Source organism: Desulfocurvus vexinensis DSM 17965 (assembly GCF_000519125.1).
GTDB lineage: Bacteria > Desulfobacterota > Desulfovibrionia > Desulfovibrionales > Desulfovibrionaceae > Desulfocurvus > Desulfocurvus vexinensis.
The window spans coordinates 117,101-133,613 of sequence record NZ_KI912583.1; the positions used below are offsets into that span (position 1 = coordinate 117,101).

Below are 16,513 nucleotides of genomic sequence, written 5' to 3' on the forward strand. Positions count from 1 at the left end.
GGCCCGGAAAAATCCGGCCCGGGGCGCGCGGTGGCGGGGCTAGCCCGCGCTGTCCACCTGGTAGCCCAGGTCCTCGATCTGGCGGCGCACCAGCTCGCAGCTGGCGGCGCCCTCGGCGGTGTAGGTGATTTCGCCGGTGGCCAGGTTCACGGTCACGTCGCGCACGCCCTCGGTGGTTTCCAGGCGCCGGGTGACGCTCTTGGCGCAGCCTTCGCAGCGCATGCCTTGCACGCGGATGGTCGTCATGGGGGCCTCCTGTCTGCTGGTGTCGCCCCAAGCATAACATACCGCCCGAGTATGGAAAAGGCCCGGGCGGGCGGCCCCGAAATAGCCTTGACTGGCGCGGGAAAACCGCTCTACAGCAAAGGCAGGCGATAAAGCCAAACCTGCCGCGAGGCAGGGACGGAAAGCCACGGGTCTGGCCGCAGACAGCCGGGTTGCCGCAGACCACGCCGGGCGGGGTTCCCCGCCGGTGCTGCGCCCGCACAGCCGCCTGGCCCGCGAGGGGGCGCCGCCATGAGCCACATCGACGTGACCGTCGTCAATCCGTTCCTCAATGCCGTCATCGAGGTGCTGGGCACCATGGCCCAGGTGCGCGCCACGCCCGGCAAACCCACCCTCAAGACCTGCGCCACCGCCTGCGGCGACATCTCCGGCATCATCGGCCTGACCGGCGAATGCACGGGCACCATCTCCGTGACCTTCAGCGCGCGCTGCGCCCTGGCGGTGGTGGGCAACATGCTCGCCGAGCGCCTGACGGACATCGACGACACGGTGGTGGACGCCGTGGGCGAGCTGACGAACATGATCTCCGGCAAGGCCCGCCAGGGGCTGGAGGCCACGGGGCGCACCTTCCGCGCGGCCACGCCCTCGGTGATCACGGGCCGGGGCCACAACATCCGCCACTGCTGCGACGGCCCGGTGCTGGCCCTGAGCTTCTCGACCCTCTACGGGCCGATCATGGTCGAGGTCTGCTTCGCGGGCAAGGGCGAGTGCTGCCGCCTGACCACCGGCGACGAGGAGCCCGCCCCGGCGCCCTAGAGCCGCAGCCAGGCGGGCACGTGGGCCGAGGCGTTCAGGGCGGCGTCCAGGGCGCGGGCCCCGGGCAGCAGGGTTTCCAGCAGCGCCCAGTATTCGCGGGAGTGGTCCAGGTGCCGGATGTGGCACAGCTCGTGGAGCAGCACGTAGTCGGCCAGCTCCGGCGGCAGGAAGAGCAGGGTGCAGTTGAGGCTGATGGTGCCCGAGGCCGAGCAGCTGCCCCAGCGCGTTTTCTGGGCGCGCAGGTGCAGCCGCGCGCAGGGCAGGCCATGGGCGGCGGCCAGCGCGCGCAGCCGGGGGCCGAAGGCCTCGCGGGCCCGGGCCTTGAGCCAGGCGCGCACCAGGGCCCGGCAGGCGTCCTGGTCGGCGGTGTCGCCCGCCAGCAGCAGCGCGTCGGGCCCGAGCTGGCGCAGAGCCGGGGGCTTGCGCGCGTCGTGGGCCGTGCGCAGGGCCACTTCGCGGCCTTGGGCACGCAGGGCCAGGGCTGCGGGCCGGGCCGGGGCGGCCTGCGGGCTCCAGCCCAGCCCCGCGATGCGCTCCAGGTGCCGCGCGGCCCACTGGGCCCGGTCCTGGACAATGGCCGGGACGCGCGCATGGTCGAACCCGCGCGGCACCACCACCTCGAACCCCACGCGCGGCGAGATGCGCAGCGTCACCCGCCGGGCGCGGGGGCTCTCGCGTACGGTGTAGGGCGGCAGGGCCGGGGCCGCGCCAGGGGCAAGGTCTGGAGGCGCGTCCGCGCCGGGGGCCGAAGCCTCGCACGGCCTCGGGGCCGGGTGCGGACCTGAATCCAAGCCCGAAGCCTCGCCCAGGCCCGGGGTCGCAGCGTGGGCCGAAGCCTCGCCCTGGCCCTGGCCCGGGCCCGGGTGCGGGCCCGGCGTCACGCGCGGCCCCCACCCCCGGGGGCTACTGGCCGCAGCATTTCTTGAACTTCTTGCCGCTGCCGCAGGGGCAGGGATCGTTGCGGCCCACCTTGGGCGACTCGCGGCGCACGGTGGGGTTGCCGCGCACCTGGCCGTCCTCGTAGACCCAGGCCCCGTCTTCGCGGCGGAATTCGGCCCGCTCGCGGTGCTGCTGGGGCACGCCGTCCAGGGCGAAGGAGGCCGTGAAATCCACCGTGCCGCGCTGGTCGGCCTCGCCGCCCGCCTCGGTGGCGTGGATTTCCAGGCCCAGCCACTGCGAATTGCGCGACCAGGCTGTGGCGGCCTCGTGGTCGAAGTCCCCGCGCTGGGCGGCGCACAGGGTGTTGCGAACGTGCTCGATGGCGCCGGTGGCGTAGGCGCTGTAGCGCGAGCGCATCAGGGCCAGGGCGGTGGGCGCCGGGGTGGCGCCGGAGATGATCGGCCCGCAGCAGGCGTCAAAGGCCAGGCCGGACCCGCAGGGACAAATGCTCGTTTCGGTCACGAAGGCTCCTGTGGCGCGGGGCGCCGTTTGGCGGGCCGTCCGGAAACCGCCGTGCACCCTGCCCGTGGCGCCCCGGCGCGGCTGCGCGCGGGGGTGCCCGGGGGTCGCGCCCGACGGTTTTCAGGCGGCCTGCGAATGATTGGGCCGCTCGGCGCTCAGTGGTGGTGTCCGCACGAGCCGTCCTCGTGCCCGTGGTGGTCGCAGATGGGCGAGGCGGGCACGGCGCCGCCGGCCAGCCAGTGCTCGGCCACATGGCGCACCTGGCCCTCGTAGCCGCGCAGGGCCTGGATGCCCGCGCGCGCCAGGGTGTCCACCGCGCCCTGGCCCATGTTGCCCGCCAGCAGCACGCTCACGCCGTTGGCGGCCAGGGTCGGCGCCAGGTTGGACTTGCAGCCGCACTCGCTCGGCGGCACCATGTGCTCTTCCACCTCGATCTGGCGGGTCTGGTCGTTGACGGTCAGGATGGTGAAGAACTGGCAATGGCCGAAGTGGGCGTCCACGACGTGGGCCCCGTCCTGCTCCTTGCTGGGGATGGCGATCTTCATGGGCTCTCTCCTGTGCGCTTTACGCCGGGCGCCGCGTCTGGCACCCTTGGCCGGGTGGAGTATAAGCCTTCCTTCCCGCACAGCAACCGCCACGGGGCATTCTTTTTCTTCCGATGCCTATCCTCTTGGATTCAATAACGATCCCCGACAGCGAACTGGAGTTCAGCGCCACGCGCAGCTCCGGGCCCGGGGGCCAGCACGTCAACAAGGTCAGCACCTGCGTGACCGTGAGCTTCGACGTGGCCGGGGCGCCCTGCCTGCCCGAGGCGGCGCGGGCGCGCCTGCTGGAACGCCTGGCCCCGCGCCTGACCCGCGAGGGCGTCCTGCGCGTCAGCGTGCAGGACACACGCTCCCAGGCCGCCAACAAGGAGCTGGCCGTGGAGCGCCTGACGGCCCTGCTGCGCGCCGCCCTCGCCCGCCCCAAACCCCGCCGCCCCACCCGCCCCACCAAAGCCTCACGCCAACGCCGCCTGACAGCCAAAAAACAACGCGCCACCGTCAAGCAGGGCCGGGGGCGCGTGGGGGGCGGGGAGGAGTGAGGGGGGACTCACCATTTAGGTGTATCGCCCATTGTAGTCAGGACAAATATGTTTTCCATCAGCGGCTGTTGGTTCAAGAAATCTTCAAGCGTTTTATTTGTATCAATCTTCATTTTTGTAACTTTGCACATATTTTTATTGTGCTCTACTGGGTTGAGATCTCTAAATATGGATGATGTGAAATGACGCTCAAGAAAATAGAGGTGAGCGGTATATTTGTCCGCATCCTTTTTCTGCGCTATTCTGTAGAAATAGACGAGGAATTCGATTACGATATTTCTGTATCCTTGGAACGCTGCTGGCTTATGTTTCCCATATGAATCGCCTAGGTCTACATTCGGGTAGAAAAACCTCCCAATTTCAATTAATGCAGAGAGAGAGGCCAGGATTTCTAATTTCTTAGTTTCGCTAAACTGGGGAATATCTACAATATGTCGCAATAAAACTGTTTTCTCGACCACTTCCGAATACCACCGGAGAACGTCATTTCGATAATTAACTGTCAGCTCATATGTTTTTGTATTTGACCGAACAGTGTAGACCACAGAGAAAATTGCAATAATTAAAGATATCACTGAGATAAAATTTGTCATCTTGACGCACCCTCCTCTTGTATAGGTGACGATATCCTCCCCCCTCAACACCTCGGCATATGCAATGCCAATCCTCCCAAAGCTGTTTCCTTGTACTTGCGATGCATGTCGCGGCCGGTTTGGTTCATGGTCCAGATGGCCTTGTCCAGGTCGATGACCTGGGTGGCGGGGTCGCCGAGGGTGGCCATGAGGTAGGCGTTGTAGGCCTTGACCGCGCCCATGGCGTTGCGCTCGATGCAGGGGATCTGCACATAGCCGCCCACGGGGTCGCAGGTCAGGCCCAGGTGGTGTTCCAGGGCGATTTCCGCCGCGTTTTCGGCCACCTGGAGCGGGTGGCCCGTGGCGTAGGCCAGCATGGCGGCGGCCATGGCCGAGGCCGTGCCGATCTCGCCCTGGCAGCCGACCTCGGCCCCGGCCAGCGAGGCGTTGCGCTTGACCAGGAAGCCCACGGCGGCGGCGGCCAGCAGGCCCCGGCGCACGGCCTCGCGCGGCAGCTCCATATGGTTGTGCAGCACATAGAGCAGGCTGGGGATGACCCCCGACGCGCCCGAGGTCGGCGCCGTGACCACCACATGCCCGGCGGCGTTCTCCTCGGCGGCGGCCATGGCGTAGGCGTTGACGAGCATCAGGAAGCGGTCGGAGCTGTGGCGCGACTCGCCCGCGCGGCGCACCAGGGTCGGCGCCTTGCGCCGCAGGCCGATGCAGCCCGGGAGCACACCCTCGGTCTCGCAACCCCGGCGCACGGCGTTTTCCATGTGCCGCATCACGCGGTCGAGCTGCTCCTCGATTTCGCGGGTGCTGCGGCGGTAGAGCGCCTTCTCGTTGGCCAGGATCAGCTCATGCAGGGCCAGGCCCGTGGCCGCGAGCTGCGCGCGCAGCTCGGCCATGGTCGCGTAGGGGTGCGGGGGCGGGCCCAGGTCCGGCTCCTGCCAGCCGCGCCACTGGATGAACCCCCCGCCCACGGAGTGGTACTCCATCTCGAAAAGCGCCTCGCCGCCCGCCAAAAGCCGCAGCACCAGCGTGTTGTTGCAGGAAAAGCCGTGCTCCACGGCGTCGAAGACCACCGTGTCCGGCCCCAGGTCCAGCCGCGCGCCGTCCACGGGCAGCGGATGGCGCCGCCCGGGGTGCTCCAGCAGCTCGTCCAGCAGGGCCTGGGGCACGGTCTCGGGGCTGTGGCCGAGCAGCCCGGCCAGCACGGCCTTGTCCGTGCCGTGGCCGTCGCCGGTGGCCGACAGCGACCCGTAGAGGTGGCAGCGCAGCCCGTCGGCCCGGGCGCGGACCTCGCCGGGCAGGGCGCGCACGCGCTCCAGGAAGTCGAAGGCCGCGCGCATGGGGCCGATGGTGTGCGAGCTCGACGGGCCGGGGCCGATGTTGAAGAGGTCGAAGACCGAGGTGGTGATGGCACTCATTTGCGCCATGTAGCCGCATTGGCCGCCCCGAGGCAAGGGCGGATCGCCGGAGGGCCGCTCCCGGCTCCGGGGGCCGGGCGGCGGCGGGCGGGAAGACGGCCCGGCGGGCCGGGGCCGGGGTCCGGCTCCGCGCCAGGCGGGCGCGCGGTGAGCTTGCGCCCCGGGGCTGGCGGGGGTAGCCTGCGCGCCCGAACAAGGAGAACGCCCGTGCCCCTGGTCCCTTCCGCCTTCTGCCCCCCGCCGCTGCTGCGCGGCGGGCACGTCCAGACCCTGTACCCCTTCGTCCTGCGCCCGCGCGTGCCCGTGGAGTACCGCCGCGAGCGCCTGGAGCTGCCCGACGGCGACTTCCTGGACCTGGACTGGAGCCCGGCCCCGGAGCCGGACGGCGCGCAGTCCTCGCGGCTGGCCCTGGTCATCCACGGCCTGGAGGGCCACTCGCGGCGCAAATACGTCACGGGCATGGCCCTGGCCCTGAACCGCGCGGGCTGGGACGTGTGCGCCATGAACCACCGCGGCTGCTCGGGCGAGCCCAACCGCCTGGCGCGCACCTACCACAGCGGCGAGACCGCCGACCTGCACACGGCCCTGACCCGGGCCCTGGCCGCCGGGGGCTACAGCCGCGCGGCCCTGGTGGGCTTCAGCATGGGCGGCAACCAGGTGGCCAAGTACCTGGGCGAGGACCCCGGGCGCGTGCCGCCCCAGGTCTGCGCGGCGGTGGCCGTGTCCGCGCCGCTGGACCTGGCGGCCTCGGTGCGCGCCCTGGAGCGCGGCGCGGCGCGGCTCTACCAGGGCTACCTCATGCGCAGCCTCAAGGCGAAAATGCGCGCCAAGGCCGCCCTGCTGCCCGGGGCGCTGTCCACCGCCGGGCTGGACGCCATGCGCACCTTCCGCCAGTTCGACGACGCCTACACCGCGCCGCTCAACGGTTTTGCCGACGCCGCCGACTACTACGCTCGCAACGGCGCCGTGCGCGTGCTGGAGGGCGTGGGCCTGCCGCTGCTGGTGCTCTCCGCCGCCGATGACCCCTTCCTGGCCCCGGAGTGCTACCCGCGCGCCCAGGCCCGGGCCAGCGCCACCCTGCACCTGGAAACCCCCGCCACCGGCGGCCATGTGGGCTTCGTGCCCGGCGATGGCGGGCCCTACTGGTCCGAGGCGCGGGCCGTGGAATTCCTGGCGCGCCACGCCTGAGGGCCGCCCGGCTGCCCTCGCCTCCCCCCTCCCGCAGGCCAGCCCCGGGCGCCCGCATGGCGGCGCAAAAAAAGTGCAGGCCCGCGCGCATATTCCTGCGCGCGGGCCTGAAACGGATGCGCAGCCCAGCGCCCCGGGAGCGGCCGCGCCGAACCACGCCGGACAGGCCCCCTCCGGCGGCCCCCTGCACAGGGCCGGAGCCCGCCCGGACCCGCGCGCCGCAGCGGATACCCGCCCCTGCCCTGCCCGGCCCCACCCCCGCCCTGCCCGGCCCGCCAAAGAACGGGGCTGCCCCCGCAAGCGAGGGCAGCCCCGGTGCAAGGCTCGTTGCGCGCCGCAGCCTAGGGCGCGACGGTCAGCACATAGGCGCGCTCCCAGACCAGCCAGTCGCGGGCCAGGGCTTGCAGGTCGGCAGGGCTGACCAGGGCGGCCCGGGCCACGCCCTGGCGGTCGTGGTCCGCCGGGAAGCCGCGCGCCAGCAGCCCGGCGGCCTCGGCGCTGCGGGCCGACAGGCTCTGGTGGTCGCGGTGGTAGTCCCCGGCGATGAGGCTGGCGGCGCGGGCCACCTCGGCCTGGGCCAGGGGCGTCTCGCGCAGGCCGGTCACGGCCTGGCGGAAGCCTTCCAGGGCCTGGGCGGTCTTGTCGGGCGAGGTGCCGATGTAGAAGGCCAGAAAACCCGTTTCCGGCGCCTGCCAAAGCAGGGCGGTGACGGAGTAGCCCAGGCCCTGGCGGTCGCGCAGCTCGCGGAACAGCAGCCCACCCTGCCCGGCCAGGGCCTGGCGCAGCACGTCCAGCCCCACGCTGTCGTCCGAGCGCAGCCCCGGCACGGGGAAGGCCACCACGATGTGCGACTGGTTGCGGTCGGCCAGGGTCAGGGCCCGGGAGCGCTCCTTGCCCCAGGCAGGCACGGGGAAGGCGAAGGGCTCGGCGGGCGGCCCGGCGGCCAGCTCGCGGGCCAGGGCCGTGACGGCCCCGGGGTCAAAGTCGCCGCACACGGCCATGGTCCACGGCTGGCGGCGCTGGCGCTCCCAGAACTCGCGCACCTGGGCCGGGCCCAGGCCCGCCACGCCGTCCACGGTACCCTCGTGCAGGTGGGCGTAGCCGGTGTCGGCGAAGACCATGGGGAACAGGTGGCGGAAGGCCAGGCCCGTGGGCTCGTCCTCGCGGCTGCGGATGGCGGCCTGCTGCTCGGTGACGACGCGGGCGACTTCCTCGGGGGCGAAGGCCGGGGCGGCCAGGGTCTGCCCCAGCAGGGGCAGCACCTCGGGGGCGAAGCGCGAGGGGAAGCGCGCGCTGACGGTGAACATGTCGCGGGTGGCCCGGGCGCCGATGGACGCGGCGCGGTCGGCCAGGAAATCGCGGAACTCGGTGGCCGACATCCCGGCGGTGCCCCGGGTCAGGGTTCGGGCCGCAAGCTCGGCCAGCCCCTGCTCGTCGGGGAACAGCAGCGCGTCGCCGCCGGGGAAGGCCATGGTCACCGAGGCGTAGGGCAGGGTCGCGTCGGGCAGCAGCACCAGGGTCCGGCCCCCGCCCAGGTCCACGGTCTGCGCCTGCGCGCCCGCGCCGTCGGCGGGTCCGGCCTGGGCCGTGGCCCCGGCGCCGGGGCCGAAGGCCGCGTCCACGGCCTCGCGCAGCTCGCGTTCCAGGGCCGGGGCGTCGGTCTGGCCGCCCTCGGGCAGCAGGACCACGGCGGCCAGGGCCTCGCGGGTCAGGGTGGCCCGCGCCAGGGCGCCCAGCTCGGCGGTGCCCACGTGGCGCAGGGCGTGCAGGTAATTGTCCTCGGCGCGCATGCCGTTCTCGAAAAACTGGAAGTAGCCGATCTTGGAGGCCAGCCCGCCCAGGGTCTCCTTGGAGGAATAGAGGTCGTCCTCGATGTTCAGCCGGGCGCGGCCCAGCTCGCGGTCGGTGAAGGACGCGGGGTCCAGCCCGGCCAGGTCGGCGGCCAGCGCGCTCCAGAAGGCGGGCAGCTTGTCGCGGTCCAGCTCGGCGCTGATGGTGAACAGGCCCGTGCCCTCCAGGCCCATGGCATAGGCCGAAATGGAGTCCACAAGGCCCAGCTCGTACTGGTACTTGCGGTACAGGCGCGAGGAGCGGTCGCCGCCCAGCACCTGGGCCAGCAGGTCCAGCCCCGGGGCCTGGGCCGAGCCCAGGGCCGGGGCCGGGAAGGCCACGGAAAGATAGACCTTGTTCCACGGCCCGGCCTGCACGGCCACGCGCGGCGCCTCGAAGCGCGGCGCGGGCAGCGGCCCGCGCGGGGCCACCGGGGCGGTGTTCTTCAGGTCGCCGAACTGCGCGCGCACCAGCTCCAGGGCCCGCTCCGGGTCCACGTCGCCCACCACCACGGCCAGCATGGACTGCGGCTGGTAGAACCGGGCGATGTAGTCCAGGATATCCTGGCGGGTGAAGGCCGACACGGTCTCGCGCAGGCCGATGATGGGCCGCTCGTAGGGCGTGCCGCCCCACAGCAGCGGTTGCAGGGCCTGGAAGCGGCGGCTGCCGGGGGTGTCCTCGCCGCGCTCCAGCTCCGCGAGCACGACCTGCTTTTCGCGCTCCAGCTCTTCGGGGTCCAGGGCCGCGCCGAAGATCATGTCGCGCAGCACGTCCAGGCCCAGCTCCAAGCGCTCGGCGGGCAGGTCGATGATGTAGACGGTGTAGTCGAAGCTGGTGGCGGCATTCAGGTAGCCGCCCGCGCCCTCGATCTCCTCGGCCACCTGCCCCGGGGCGCGGCGCGCGGTGCCCTTGAAGACCATATGCTCCAGCAGGTGGCTGATGCCCGCCTGGGCCGGGGTTTCGTAGGCCGCCCCCGCGCGCACGTACAGGCGCAGCGAAACCAGGGGGAAGCGCGTGTCGGGCTGCACCAGCACGTCCAGGCCGTTTTCCAGGCGCGTGAGCACCGGGGGGGCGTCCCCGGCGTGGGCCAGGCTAACCCCGGCGGCCACGAGCAGGGCTCCCGCCAGGGCGATGATCCGTTTCAGCATGAGGCACTCCGTGGTCTCCTTGGTGGTGGCGCGCGCGGCGCGGATGAAAAAAAGCGGGGGCACGCCCCGCTTTCCAATCATAGGTTCCGGACGGGATTTGGCAAGCCCGCTACTTGGGGCAGGCCCCGCCGCCCAGGCAGTGGTTCTCGATGAACCGGCCCACCTGGACGCCCAGGTACAGGCACTCCACGCCCTGCATGCACTTTTCGGCGTCCTGGGCCTCCACATGGGTGGACAGGCTGTGCTCGCCCGCGGCCCCCGTGGTCATGGTCACGATCCAGGCGCCGGACGCCTCGTCCAGCCGCGCGGACAGCTCCACGCCATGGCGCCCCAGCTCGGGGTAGAACTCCTTGATGCGCGCCAGCAGCGCGTTTGTGGTCACGGATGTGGTCATGGCTTCCTCCCGCTGTTGCGGCCCTGGCCCCGGACGGGTCCGAGGGCCGGTTTGGGAACAAGCATACCACAGCCGCGCGGGCGCCGCAAACCGCCGGGCGGCATTGCCCCGGCCACGGCGCGCAGGGTCACGGCGCACAGCACCACCGCCCCGCCCGCCAGGGCCCACGGCCCGGGCAGCTCGCCCACGCCCAGGGCCACCCACAGCGGGTTGAGCACCGGCTCCAGGGTCATGATCAGGATGGCCGTCAGGGCGGGCAGGCGGCGGATGCACCAGACGTAGAGCAACAGCGACAGCCCCTGCTGGACCACGCCCAGATAGACCAGCCCCAGGGCCCCGCCCGCGCCGGGCAGGCCCTGGGCCAGGAAAGGCAGGCCCACCGCCGCCGCGATGGCGTGGCCCAGGACCACCGAGCCCACGGGGGAGGCGTCCTTCTGGGCGCGCATGCACAGGGTGAAGGCCGCGTAGCACAGGCCCGTGCCCACGGCGATGACGTTGCCCCACAGCCCCGTGGGCGAGAGCCGGTCGAGGAAGAAGAGCACCATGCCGCCCAAGGCGGCGGCCAGCAGGGCCCAGTCGGCCTTGCGGGTGGGCTCGCCCAGCAGGGCCGGGGCCAGCAGGGCCACATACAGCGGCGCGGTGTAGGCCAGCAGGATGGCGTTGGCCGCCGTGGTCAGCTTGGTGGCCACCACGTTGGTGACGAGCAGCCCCGCGTAGCCCAGGGCCGCGCCCAGGCCCGCCGGGGTCAGGGCCGGGCGGGCCGCCCCGCGCAGCAGCACGAGCAGCGTCAGCGCCGACAGGGCGCTGCGCACGCCGGTGATGGCCATGGGGTGCAGGTCGATGGCCTTGACGGCCAGCCCGCCGGAACTCCACAGCAGGGCGGTCAGCGCCAGCAGCGCCGCCGCGCGGGAACTCTGCGCCACGGCGCCCCCTTCGATGCCCAAGAATGCGGCAGGGATAGCGCGAGTACGCGCCCGGCGCAAGGGCCGCGCGCGGGCCCGGCAGGCGGCGGGGAATCAGGGGCGGCGCGGGCGCGGCGTCAGCAGGGCGCGTCCGGCTCCGGGGCGTGCATCCACTGGCGGGTCTTGCACAGGTCGAAGCGGTCGGGCCGCAACCCAGGGTTGACCAGCTCCACCAGCCGCAGGGGGCTCACGTAGCCGGTGCTCCAATCCAGGCGCAGGGCCACTCCGCCCTCGCGGGGCCAGGCCCCGGCCAGAAAGGGCCGCACGTCGGTGGTGCGCGGGCCCTTCTTGGTCTCGCGGGCCCAGGGCAGCTCGGCCAGGGCCAGGGCCGCGGCCCACTGGGCCTGGCGCGCGGCCACCTCGGCGGCGTCGCCCTCCCAGGTCAGCAGGAAGTCCTCGGCCACGGCCTGCTGCGTCTTGCGGCCCAGGTCCAGGGTTTCGATGCACAGCAGGTCCATGCCCCGGGGCAGGTGCGGCGTCAGGCGCAGGGCAAGCTCCTCGGGGCCCATCTCGCGGCGCAGGAACACGTCGAACCACTCGCGGCGGCTCTGCACGCCCACGGGCAGCGCGCGCCCGAAGGACAGCCGCGCCAGGGGGTGGAACCCGGCGGAGAAGCTCACGGGCACCCCGGCCCGGCGCAGCACGCGCTCGATGAGCCGTTGCAGCTCGATCTGGCTGATGAAGCGCATCTCGGCCAGCCGGGTGTGCCAGACGCGGTAGTGCGCGACCTTGTGGGCCAGCTCGCCGATGTCCGGCGGGCGCGGGCGGGCGCCCTTGGCCTGCCCGGGCCGGGCCTCGGCCTGGGCCTCGGGCCGGGGGCTCTCCGGGGCCGCTTCGGGGGCCGCCGGGGCGGCGCAGGGCGCGGGCGGGGCCTGGGGCTGCGGGGCGGTCTGGTGGGCGGCGCCGCCCGTGGCGTCGGCCTGGTCGCGCACGGCGTGGACAACGCGGGGCCGGATGTCCTCGCGCGCCCCCTGGAGCGCCAGCTCCGAGGTCCGGCCCTCGAAGTTGCAGACCCCGCAGTTGCGGCAGGCGTTGTAGCGGCAGTCGTCGGTCAGGCGGGCCTCCAGGGCCCGGCGGCGCTCGGCGGCCAGGAAACGGCGGTGCACCCCGCTGGACAGATGGTCCCAGGGCAGGGGCTCGTCCTGGGCGCGCTCGCGCAGGAAGTGCAGCGGGTCCAGCCCGTGCTCGGCCAGGGCTTCGAGCCAGGGCCCCAGGCGCAGGTGGTCGATCCAGCTGGCGAACAGCGCGCCCTTGGCGTAGGCCGCGCGCACCACCGGGGCCAGCTCGCGCCCGCCGCGCGAGAACACGCCCTCCAGGAAGCTCATCTCCGGCTGGTGCCAGCGCATCTTGATGCGCTTGTGCGGGGCGAACCCGGCGCGCAGGCGGTCCACCCGCGCGCGGACCTCCTCCATGGTCAGCTGGCGCTCCCACTGGAAGGGCGTGTGCGCCTTGGGCACGAAGGGCGAAATGGCCGCCGAGACCTGCAAACGCTTGACGTGACGCCCGGCGCAGTCGCGCACCTTCAGGCACAGGTCCACGATGGCGTCCAGGTCCGCGTCGGTTTCTGTGGGCAGGCCGATCATGAAATAGAGCTTCACGTTCTGCCAGCCGTTGTCGAAGAGCTTGCGCACATGGGCCACCAGGGCCTCTTCGGTCACGCCCTTGTTGATCACGTCGCGCAGGCGCTGGCTGCCCGCCTCGGGGGCCAGGGTGGCCCCGGTGCGGCGGATGGTGGACATCAGCCCCATGATGCCCTCGCTCACCGAGCCCACGCGCAACGACGGCAGCGAGATGGACACCTGGGCCTCGCGGCAGCGGGAAAAACTCGTGGCGAACAGCTCTTCCAGGGCCGAATAGTCGCCCGTGGACAGGGACAAAAAGGACAGGTCCTCGAAGCCCGTCTCGGCCAGGCCCTTGGCGATGAGCGCGTCCAGGGCCTCGGGGCCGCGCTCGCGGGCCGGGCGGTAGACCATGCCCGCCTGGCAGAAGCGGCAGCCCCGGGTGCAGCCGCGCGCGATCTCCACGGCCAGCCGGTCGTGCACCGTGTCGGCAAAGGGCACGATGTGCCCGGTGGGGAAGGCCGCGCGCCGGGCGTCGGCCAGGTCGGGCACGATGCGCTTTTCCACGCGCGGATAGTCGGCCAGGAGCGGCGCCAGGGGCAGGCCGCCCCCGGGCGCCTCGGCGAAGAGGGCCGGAACGTAGACCCCCGGCACATGGCGCAGCCGCTCCAGCAGCGCGGCGCGGGGCAGCCCCTCGGCCCGGGCCCGGGCCACATGCTCCAATATCTCGGGCAACACCTCCTCGCCGTCGCCAAGGACCATCAGGTCCATGAACGTGGCGATGGGCTCGGCGTTGAAGGTGCAACCGCCCCCGGCCATGACCAGCGGGTCGTGCGGGCCGCGCGCGGCGGCCTCCAGGGGGATGCCGCCCAGGTCGAGCATATAGAGGATATTGGTGTAGCACAGCTCGTGGGTCACGTGGAAGGCGACCACGTCCATGGCCGCCAGGGGCGTGTCCGACTCCAGGGTGCACAGGGGCTCGCCGTGTTCGCGCAGCACGGCGGCCACCTCCAGGTCGGGCGCGAAAACGCGCTCGGCCCAGAACCGGTGGCGCTCGTTGACGATGCCGTAGAGGATCTTCTGCCCGAGGTAGGACATGCCGACCTCGTAGAGGTCCGGAAAGGCCAGGGCCAGGCGCACGTCCACGGCGGACGGGTCCTTGAGCAGCGAGCCCGGCTCGTTGCCGAGGTAGCGGCTGGGGCCGTTGAACAGGGGCAGAAGCTTTTTCATGGGCCCTCGCGCGGGGCGGACGGGTGGCAGACAAAAAAGGGCGGCCAGCGGGCCGCCCTCCCGAACAAAAGCGGGGCGCCGCTACTTCTTGAGCAGCCGCGACAGGTCGGCCACGCCGCCCTTGGGCGCGCCCTTGGCGCCGCCCAGGCCGCCCAGCCCGCCCAGGCCCCCGGCGGGGGCGGTCAGGGTCAGGTTGCTGGCGGCCTCCAGGTACTTGGTCTTCAGTTCCTCGGGGAACTTCTTGTACTCGTAGAGCACGTGGGCGTAGGCGATGACCGCGTCGATCTCGTTGTCGAAGGGGTAGCCGAAGGGCAGCAGCATCATCTGCACGCCCTGCTGGGTCGGCACGGTCTGGAGCACGGCCACGTCCTCCAGGCGCTTGCCCTGGTCGTCGTCCTTGTACTTGCCGATGATCATCTCGCCGTTGACCAGCTTCACGAGCCGGATATCGTACGCCATGGGACCTGCTCCTTGGATGCGGTGTGTGGAGAGGGGAACCTAGGAACTCGGGCCCTGGCTGTCAAGGCCGGGCCCGGCCTGGGGGGCCCTGGCGGCCTTGGCGGCGCGGGCCTGCAGGCGGCGCAGGAACTTCTGGGCGTCCAGCAGGTCGTCCTTGGCCTGCACGGCGGCCCGGGCGTGGGTCTCGGCCTCGGCCCACTGTTTCTTGACGGCCAGCAGCCGGGCCAGGGCGAAGTGCAGGTTGGGCCCGGCGCCCTTCTTCTCGGCGATTTTTTGCAGCAGGGTCAGGCCCCGGTCGGGGTTGGCCACCTTGTCGGCGGCGGTGACGACCATCTCGCAGGCCTTGCGGTCGTCGGGGTTCACGCCCAGGGCGCTGCGCAGGTATTCGAAGGATTCCTTGAAGGCCCCGGCGGCCTGGAGCCGGTCGGCGATGATCAGGAACATGGCGTGCTCGTCCACGTAGCTGTCCACGGCCTCGCGGAAATAGCCCTGGGCCTCGTCGAGCTTGCCCCCCTGCAGGGCCTTGGTGCCGTGGATGATGGCGTGGTCGATCTTCAGCTTGCGCTCGCGCACGGCGCCCATGCCCTCGCGCCGGGCGTCGGCGTGGATGGCCTTGATGACCGGCACGAGCTGGGCCAGGACCTTCTTCTCGGCCCCGGGCTGGTAGGTCAGGGGCGCGGCAAGCCGCGAGGCCACGGCCTCCATCTTGCCCAGGTTCTGGAGATTTTCGCGCAGCAGGCTGGCGATCTTGGCCATGTCCTGGGAATGGATCCTGGTGGTGATGACGATCTTGAGCGCCTCGGCCACGGATACCAGAGGCCGCAGGCTCTCGCCCTTGAGGAAGGCCGCCTTGGCGCGGCTCAAATGCTGGATCACCGTCTGCACCGGATTGGCCATGCAGTCCCACTCCCTTGGTCCGGCCCCTGCGGGGCGCATCGTGGAGCTATACAGGATTCGCGCCGGGGAATAAAGTGCTTTCCCTTTTGCGCGGGCCCGGTTGCGCCGTTGCGCGTCTTGGCGTATGTGTCATGGGCGGATTCCTGCGGCCCCGGCCCGCAGAATCCCCTCACGACACGCCGGGGCCGTGGGCGCTGGCCCACGCAACGGCGCCCCGCCTCCGGGCGGCCCGGGCGCCAGCACCCGGAGCCGCCATGCCCCTGCCGCTTCCCGCCGCGCCCAAGGGCGCCCAAGACGCCCCGTCCGGCGTTTCGTCCGTCTGGCCGCTGGGCGCCGCCCTGTGCGCGCTGATCCTGGCCGCCCCCTTCCTGGGCCCCTGGTGGGCCGCGGCCCTGGCCGCAGGCGCCGGCCTGGGGCTGACCGCCGCCGCAGCCCGGCGCGAGGCCAGCCTGCGGGCCCGCGCCGCGCAGCAGGCCGGGCATGTGGCGGCGGGGCTGGCGCGGGCCGAGGCCGAGCTGGCCGCGCTCCACAGCGCCCTGGAGGCCATGCCCGTGCCCACGGCCCTGTGCGGGCCGGACATGACCGTGCTGGCCGCCTCGTCCAGCCTGACGGCCCTGGGCACCGCCGGGCGCACCAAGGGCGTGCCCCTGGAAGCCCTGGCGGGCCCCGGGGTGGCGCGTGCCGCCGCCGGCGCCCCGACCCTGGCCGAGATGCCCGCGCCGGGCCAGGCCGTGCTGGTGCACAGCGCGCCGGGGCCGGGAGGCATGCGCGTGGTCCAGCTCCTGCCCCCGGGGGCCGACGCCGCCCGGGCCGACGAGGCCGCCGCGCGCCAGGACGCCCTGCGCGAAACCTCCCGGGCCGTGGGCGAGCTGGCCCAGCGCCTGGCCTCGGCCTCGGAGCTGATGAGCGCCTACGCCGACGACCAGGCCAAGGGCGCGGCCCGGCAGAAGGAGCAGACCGTGGCCGTCACCGACAGCATCGAGCGCATGATGGGCGCGGTGATGGACATCGCCTCCAACGCCGCAGGCACCTCCCAGGCGGCGGACCAGGCCCGCGACGTGGCCCGCGACGGGGTGGACCTGGTGCACCGCGCCGTGCGCGGCGTGGACGTCCTGGCCGGGTCGGCCCGGGAGCTGGCCGAAGTCCTGGCCGGGCTGGACCGCCAGGCCGCCGAGATCGGGCGCATCACCGGCGTGATCACCGACATCGCCGACCAGACGAACCTTTTGGCGCTCAACGCGGCCATCGAGGCCGCGCGCGCGGGCGACGCGGGCCGGGGCTTCGCCGTGGTGGCCGACGAGGTGCGCAAGCTGGCCGA

At 72.3% G+C, this 16,513-nt stretch carries 15 protein-coding genes, 1 pseudogene and 1 riboswitch; of the genes and pseudogenes, 4 read left to right on the forward strand and 12 right to left on the reverse strand.

Annotated elements, in window-relative coordinates:
- Positions 1-39 precede the first annotated feature (39 nt).
- A complete protein-coding gene (locus G495_RS0116595; protein WP_028588672.1) occupies positions 40-246 on the reverse strand; it encodes a heavy-metal-associated domain-containing protein in 207 nt (68 codons plus the stop codon).
- Between the two features lie 123 nt (positions 247-369).
- Positions 370-445, forward strand: a riboswitch (cyclic di-GMP riboswitch).
- Between the two features lie 71 nt (positions 446-516).
- Between G495_RS0116595 and G495_RS19980 the strand changes: the two genes are divergently transcribed.
- Positions 517-1,041, forward strand: coding sequence for a chemotaxis protein CheX (locus G495_RS19980; protein ID WP_245588476.1), 525 nt, complete (start codon positions 517-519; stop codon positions 1,039-1,041).
- Here the strand turns inward: G495_RS19980 and G495_RS19985 are convergent.
- The 3 genes from G495_RS19985 to G495_RS0116615 all read right to left on the reverse strand — a co-directional run bounded on the left by G495_RS19985 (position 1,038) and on the right by G495_RS0116615 (position 2,987).
- The gene (locus tag G495_RS19985; protein ID WP_051445507.1) at positions 1,038-1,694 is read right to left on the reverse strand and encodes a M48 family metallopeptidase; all 657 of its coding nucleotides are present in this window, start codon (positions 1,692-1,694) and stop codon (positions 1,038-1,040) included. The genes G495_RS19980 and G495_RS19985 overlap by 4 nt on opposite strands.
- A gap of 250 nt (positions 1,695-1,944) precedes the next feature.
- The gene (locus G495_RS0116610) at positions 1,945-2,442 is read right to left on the reverse strand and encodes a YchJ family protein (RefSeq protein ID WP_028588673.1); all 498 of its coding nucleotides are present in this window, start codon (positions 2,440-2,442) and stop codon (positions 1,945-1,947) included.
- Between the two features lie 155 nt (positions 2,443-2,597).
- Positions 2,598-2,987 carry a NifB/NifX family molybdenum-iron cluster-binding protein gene (locus G495_RS0116615; protein ID WP_028588674.1) on the reverse strand — a complete coding sequence of 130 codons (390 nt, stop codon included), beginning with the start codon at positions 2,985-2,987 and terminating at the stop codon, positions 2,598-2,600.
- A 113-nt stretch (positions 2,988-3,100) separates the two neighbouring features.
- Here G495_RS0116615 and arfB point away from each other — a divergent pair, with 113 nt between their 5' ends.
- Positions 3,101-3,526, forward strand: a complete 426-nt coding sequence (gene arfB, locus G495_RS0116620; RefSeq protein ID WP_028588675.1) for an alternative ribosome rescue aminoacyl-tRNA hydrolase ArfB — start codon at positions 3,101-3,103, stop codon at positions 3,524-3,526.
- A gap of 8 nt (positions 3,527-3,534) precedes the next feature.
- Here arfB and G495_RS21960 read toward each other — a convergent pair whose 3' ends face one another.
- Together G495_RS21960 and G495_RS0116625 are read right to left on the reverse strand one after the other, a co-directional pair.
- Complete coding sequence (locus G495_RS21960; RefSeq protein ID WP_156939758.1) at positions 3,535-4,119, reverse strand: hypothetical protein; 585 nt, start codon at positions 4,117-4,119, stop codon at positions 3,535-3,537.
- Between the two features lie 44 nt (positions 4,120-4,163).
- Positions 4,164-5,537 carry an L-serine ammonia-lyase gene (locus G495_RS0116625; protein ID WP_342667800.1) on the reverse strand — a complete coding sequence of 458 codons (1,374 nt, stop codon included), beginning with the start codon at positions 5,535-5,537 and terminating at the stop codon, positions 4,164-4,166.
- A gap of 198 nt (positions 5,538-5,735) precedes the next feature.
- On the opposite strand from G495_RS0116625, the gene G495_RS0116630 reads away from it, so the two are divergent.
- Complete coding sequence (locus G495_RS0116630; protein WP_028588677.1) at positions 5,736-6,716, forward strand: YheT family hydrolase; 981 nt, start codon at positions 5,736-5,738, stop codon at positions 6,714-6,716.
- Between the two features lie 341 nt (positions 6,717-7,057).
- Here the strand turns inward: G495_RS0116630 and G495_RS22925 are convergent, their stop codons facing one another.
- From G495_RS22925 to G495_RS19995, 6 genes are all read right to left on the reverse strand, one after another.
- Positions 7,058-9,757: a M16 family metallopeptidase gene (locus G495_RS22925; RefSeq protein WP_281171724.1), complete on the reverse strand. Its 2,700-nt coding sequence runs from the start codon at positions 9,755-9,757 to the stop codon at positions 7,058-7,060.
- A 46-nt stretch (positions 9,758-9,803) separates the two neighbouring features.
- Positions 9,804-10,088: a hypothetical protein gene (locus tag G495_RS0116640; protein WP_051445508.1), complete on the reverse strand. Its 285-nt coding sequence runs from the start codon at positions 10,086-10,088 to the stop codon at positions 9,804-9,806.
- Positions 10,085-11,011, reverse strand: coding sequence for a DMT family transporter (locus tag G495_RS19990; RefSeq protein WP_051445509.1), 927 nt, complete (start codon positions 11,009-11,011; stop codon positions 10,085-10,087). Before G495_RS19990 ends, G495_RS0116640 begins: the two co-directional genes overlap by 4 nt.
- Before the next feature lie 116 nt (positions 11,012-11,127).
- Entirely contained in the window at positions 11,128-13,839 is a 2,712-nt protein-coding gene (locus G495_RS0116650) for a TIGR03960 family B12-binding radical SAM protein (RefSeq protein WP_028588680.1), read from the reverse strand.
- Between the two features lie 81 nt (positions 13,840-13,920).
- Entirely contained in the window at positions 13,921-14,298 is a 378-nt protein-coding gene (locus tag G495_RS0116655) for a hypothetical protein (RefSeq protein WP_028588681.1), read from the reverse strand.
- A gap of 39 nt (positions 14,299-14,337) precedes the next feature.
- Complete coding sequence (locus G495_RS19995; RefSeq protein ID WP_035252812.1) at positions 14,338-15,195, reverse strand: tetratricopeptide repeat protein; 858 nt, start codon at positions 15,193-15,195, stop codon at positions 14,338-14,340.
- Between the two features lie 830 nt (positions 15,196-16,025).
- On the opposite strand from G495_RS19995, the pseudogene G495_RS23035 reads away from it, so the two are divergent.
- Positions 16,026-16,513, forward strand: a pseudogene (locus tag G495_RS23035) (methyl-accepting chemotaxis protein); the annotation flags it as partial.

Coding starts and splice junctions, on each gene's coding strand:
- G495_RS0116595 (WP_028588672.1), bottom strand. CDS start 246: ATGACGACCATCCGCGTGCAAGGCATGCGCTGCGAAGGCTGCGCCAAG.
- G495_RS19980 (WP_245588476.1), top strand. CDS start 517: ATGAGCCACATCGACGTGACCGTCGTCAATCCGTTCCTCAATGCCGTC.
- G495_RS0116615 (WP_028588674.1), bottom strand. CDS start 2,987: ATGAAGATCGCCATCCCCAGCAAGGAGCAGGACGGGGCCCACGTCGTG.
- arfB (WP_028588675.1), top strand. CDS start 3,101: ATGCCTATCCTCTTGGATTCAATAACGATCCCCGACAGCGAACTGGAG.
- G495_RS21960 (WP_156939758.1), bottom strand. CDS start 4,119: ATGACAAATTTTATCTCAGTGATATCTTTAATTATTGCAATTTTCTCT.
- G495_RS0116625 (WP_342667800.1), bottom strand. CDS start 5,537: ATGGCGCAAATGAGTGCCATCACCACCTCGGTCTTCGACCTCTTCAAC.
- G495_RS0116640 (WP_051445508.1), bottom strand. CDS start 10,088: ATGACCACATCCGTGACCACAAACGCGCTGCTGGCGCGCATCAAGGAG.
- G495_RS0116650 (WP_028588680.1), bottom strand. CDS start 13,839: ATGAAAAAGCTTCTGCCCCTGTTCAACGGCCCCAGCCGCTACCTCGGC.
- G495_RS0116655 (WP_028588681.1), bottom strand. CDS start 14,298: ATGGCGTACGATATCCGGCTCGTGAAGCTGGTCAACGGCGAGATGATC.
- G495_RS19995 (WP_035252812.1), bottom strand. CDS start 15,195: ATGGCCAATCCGGTGCAGACGGTGATCCAGCATTTGAGCCGCGCCAAG.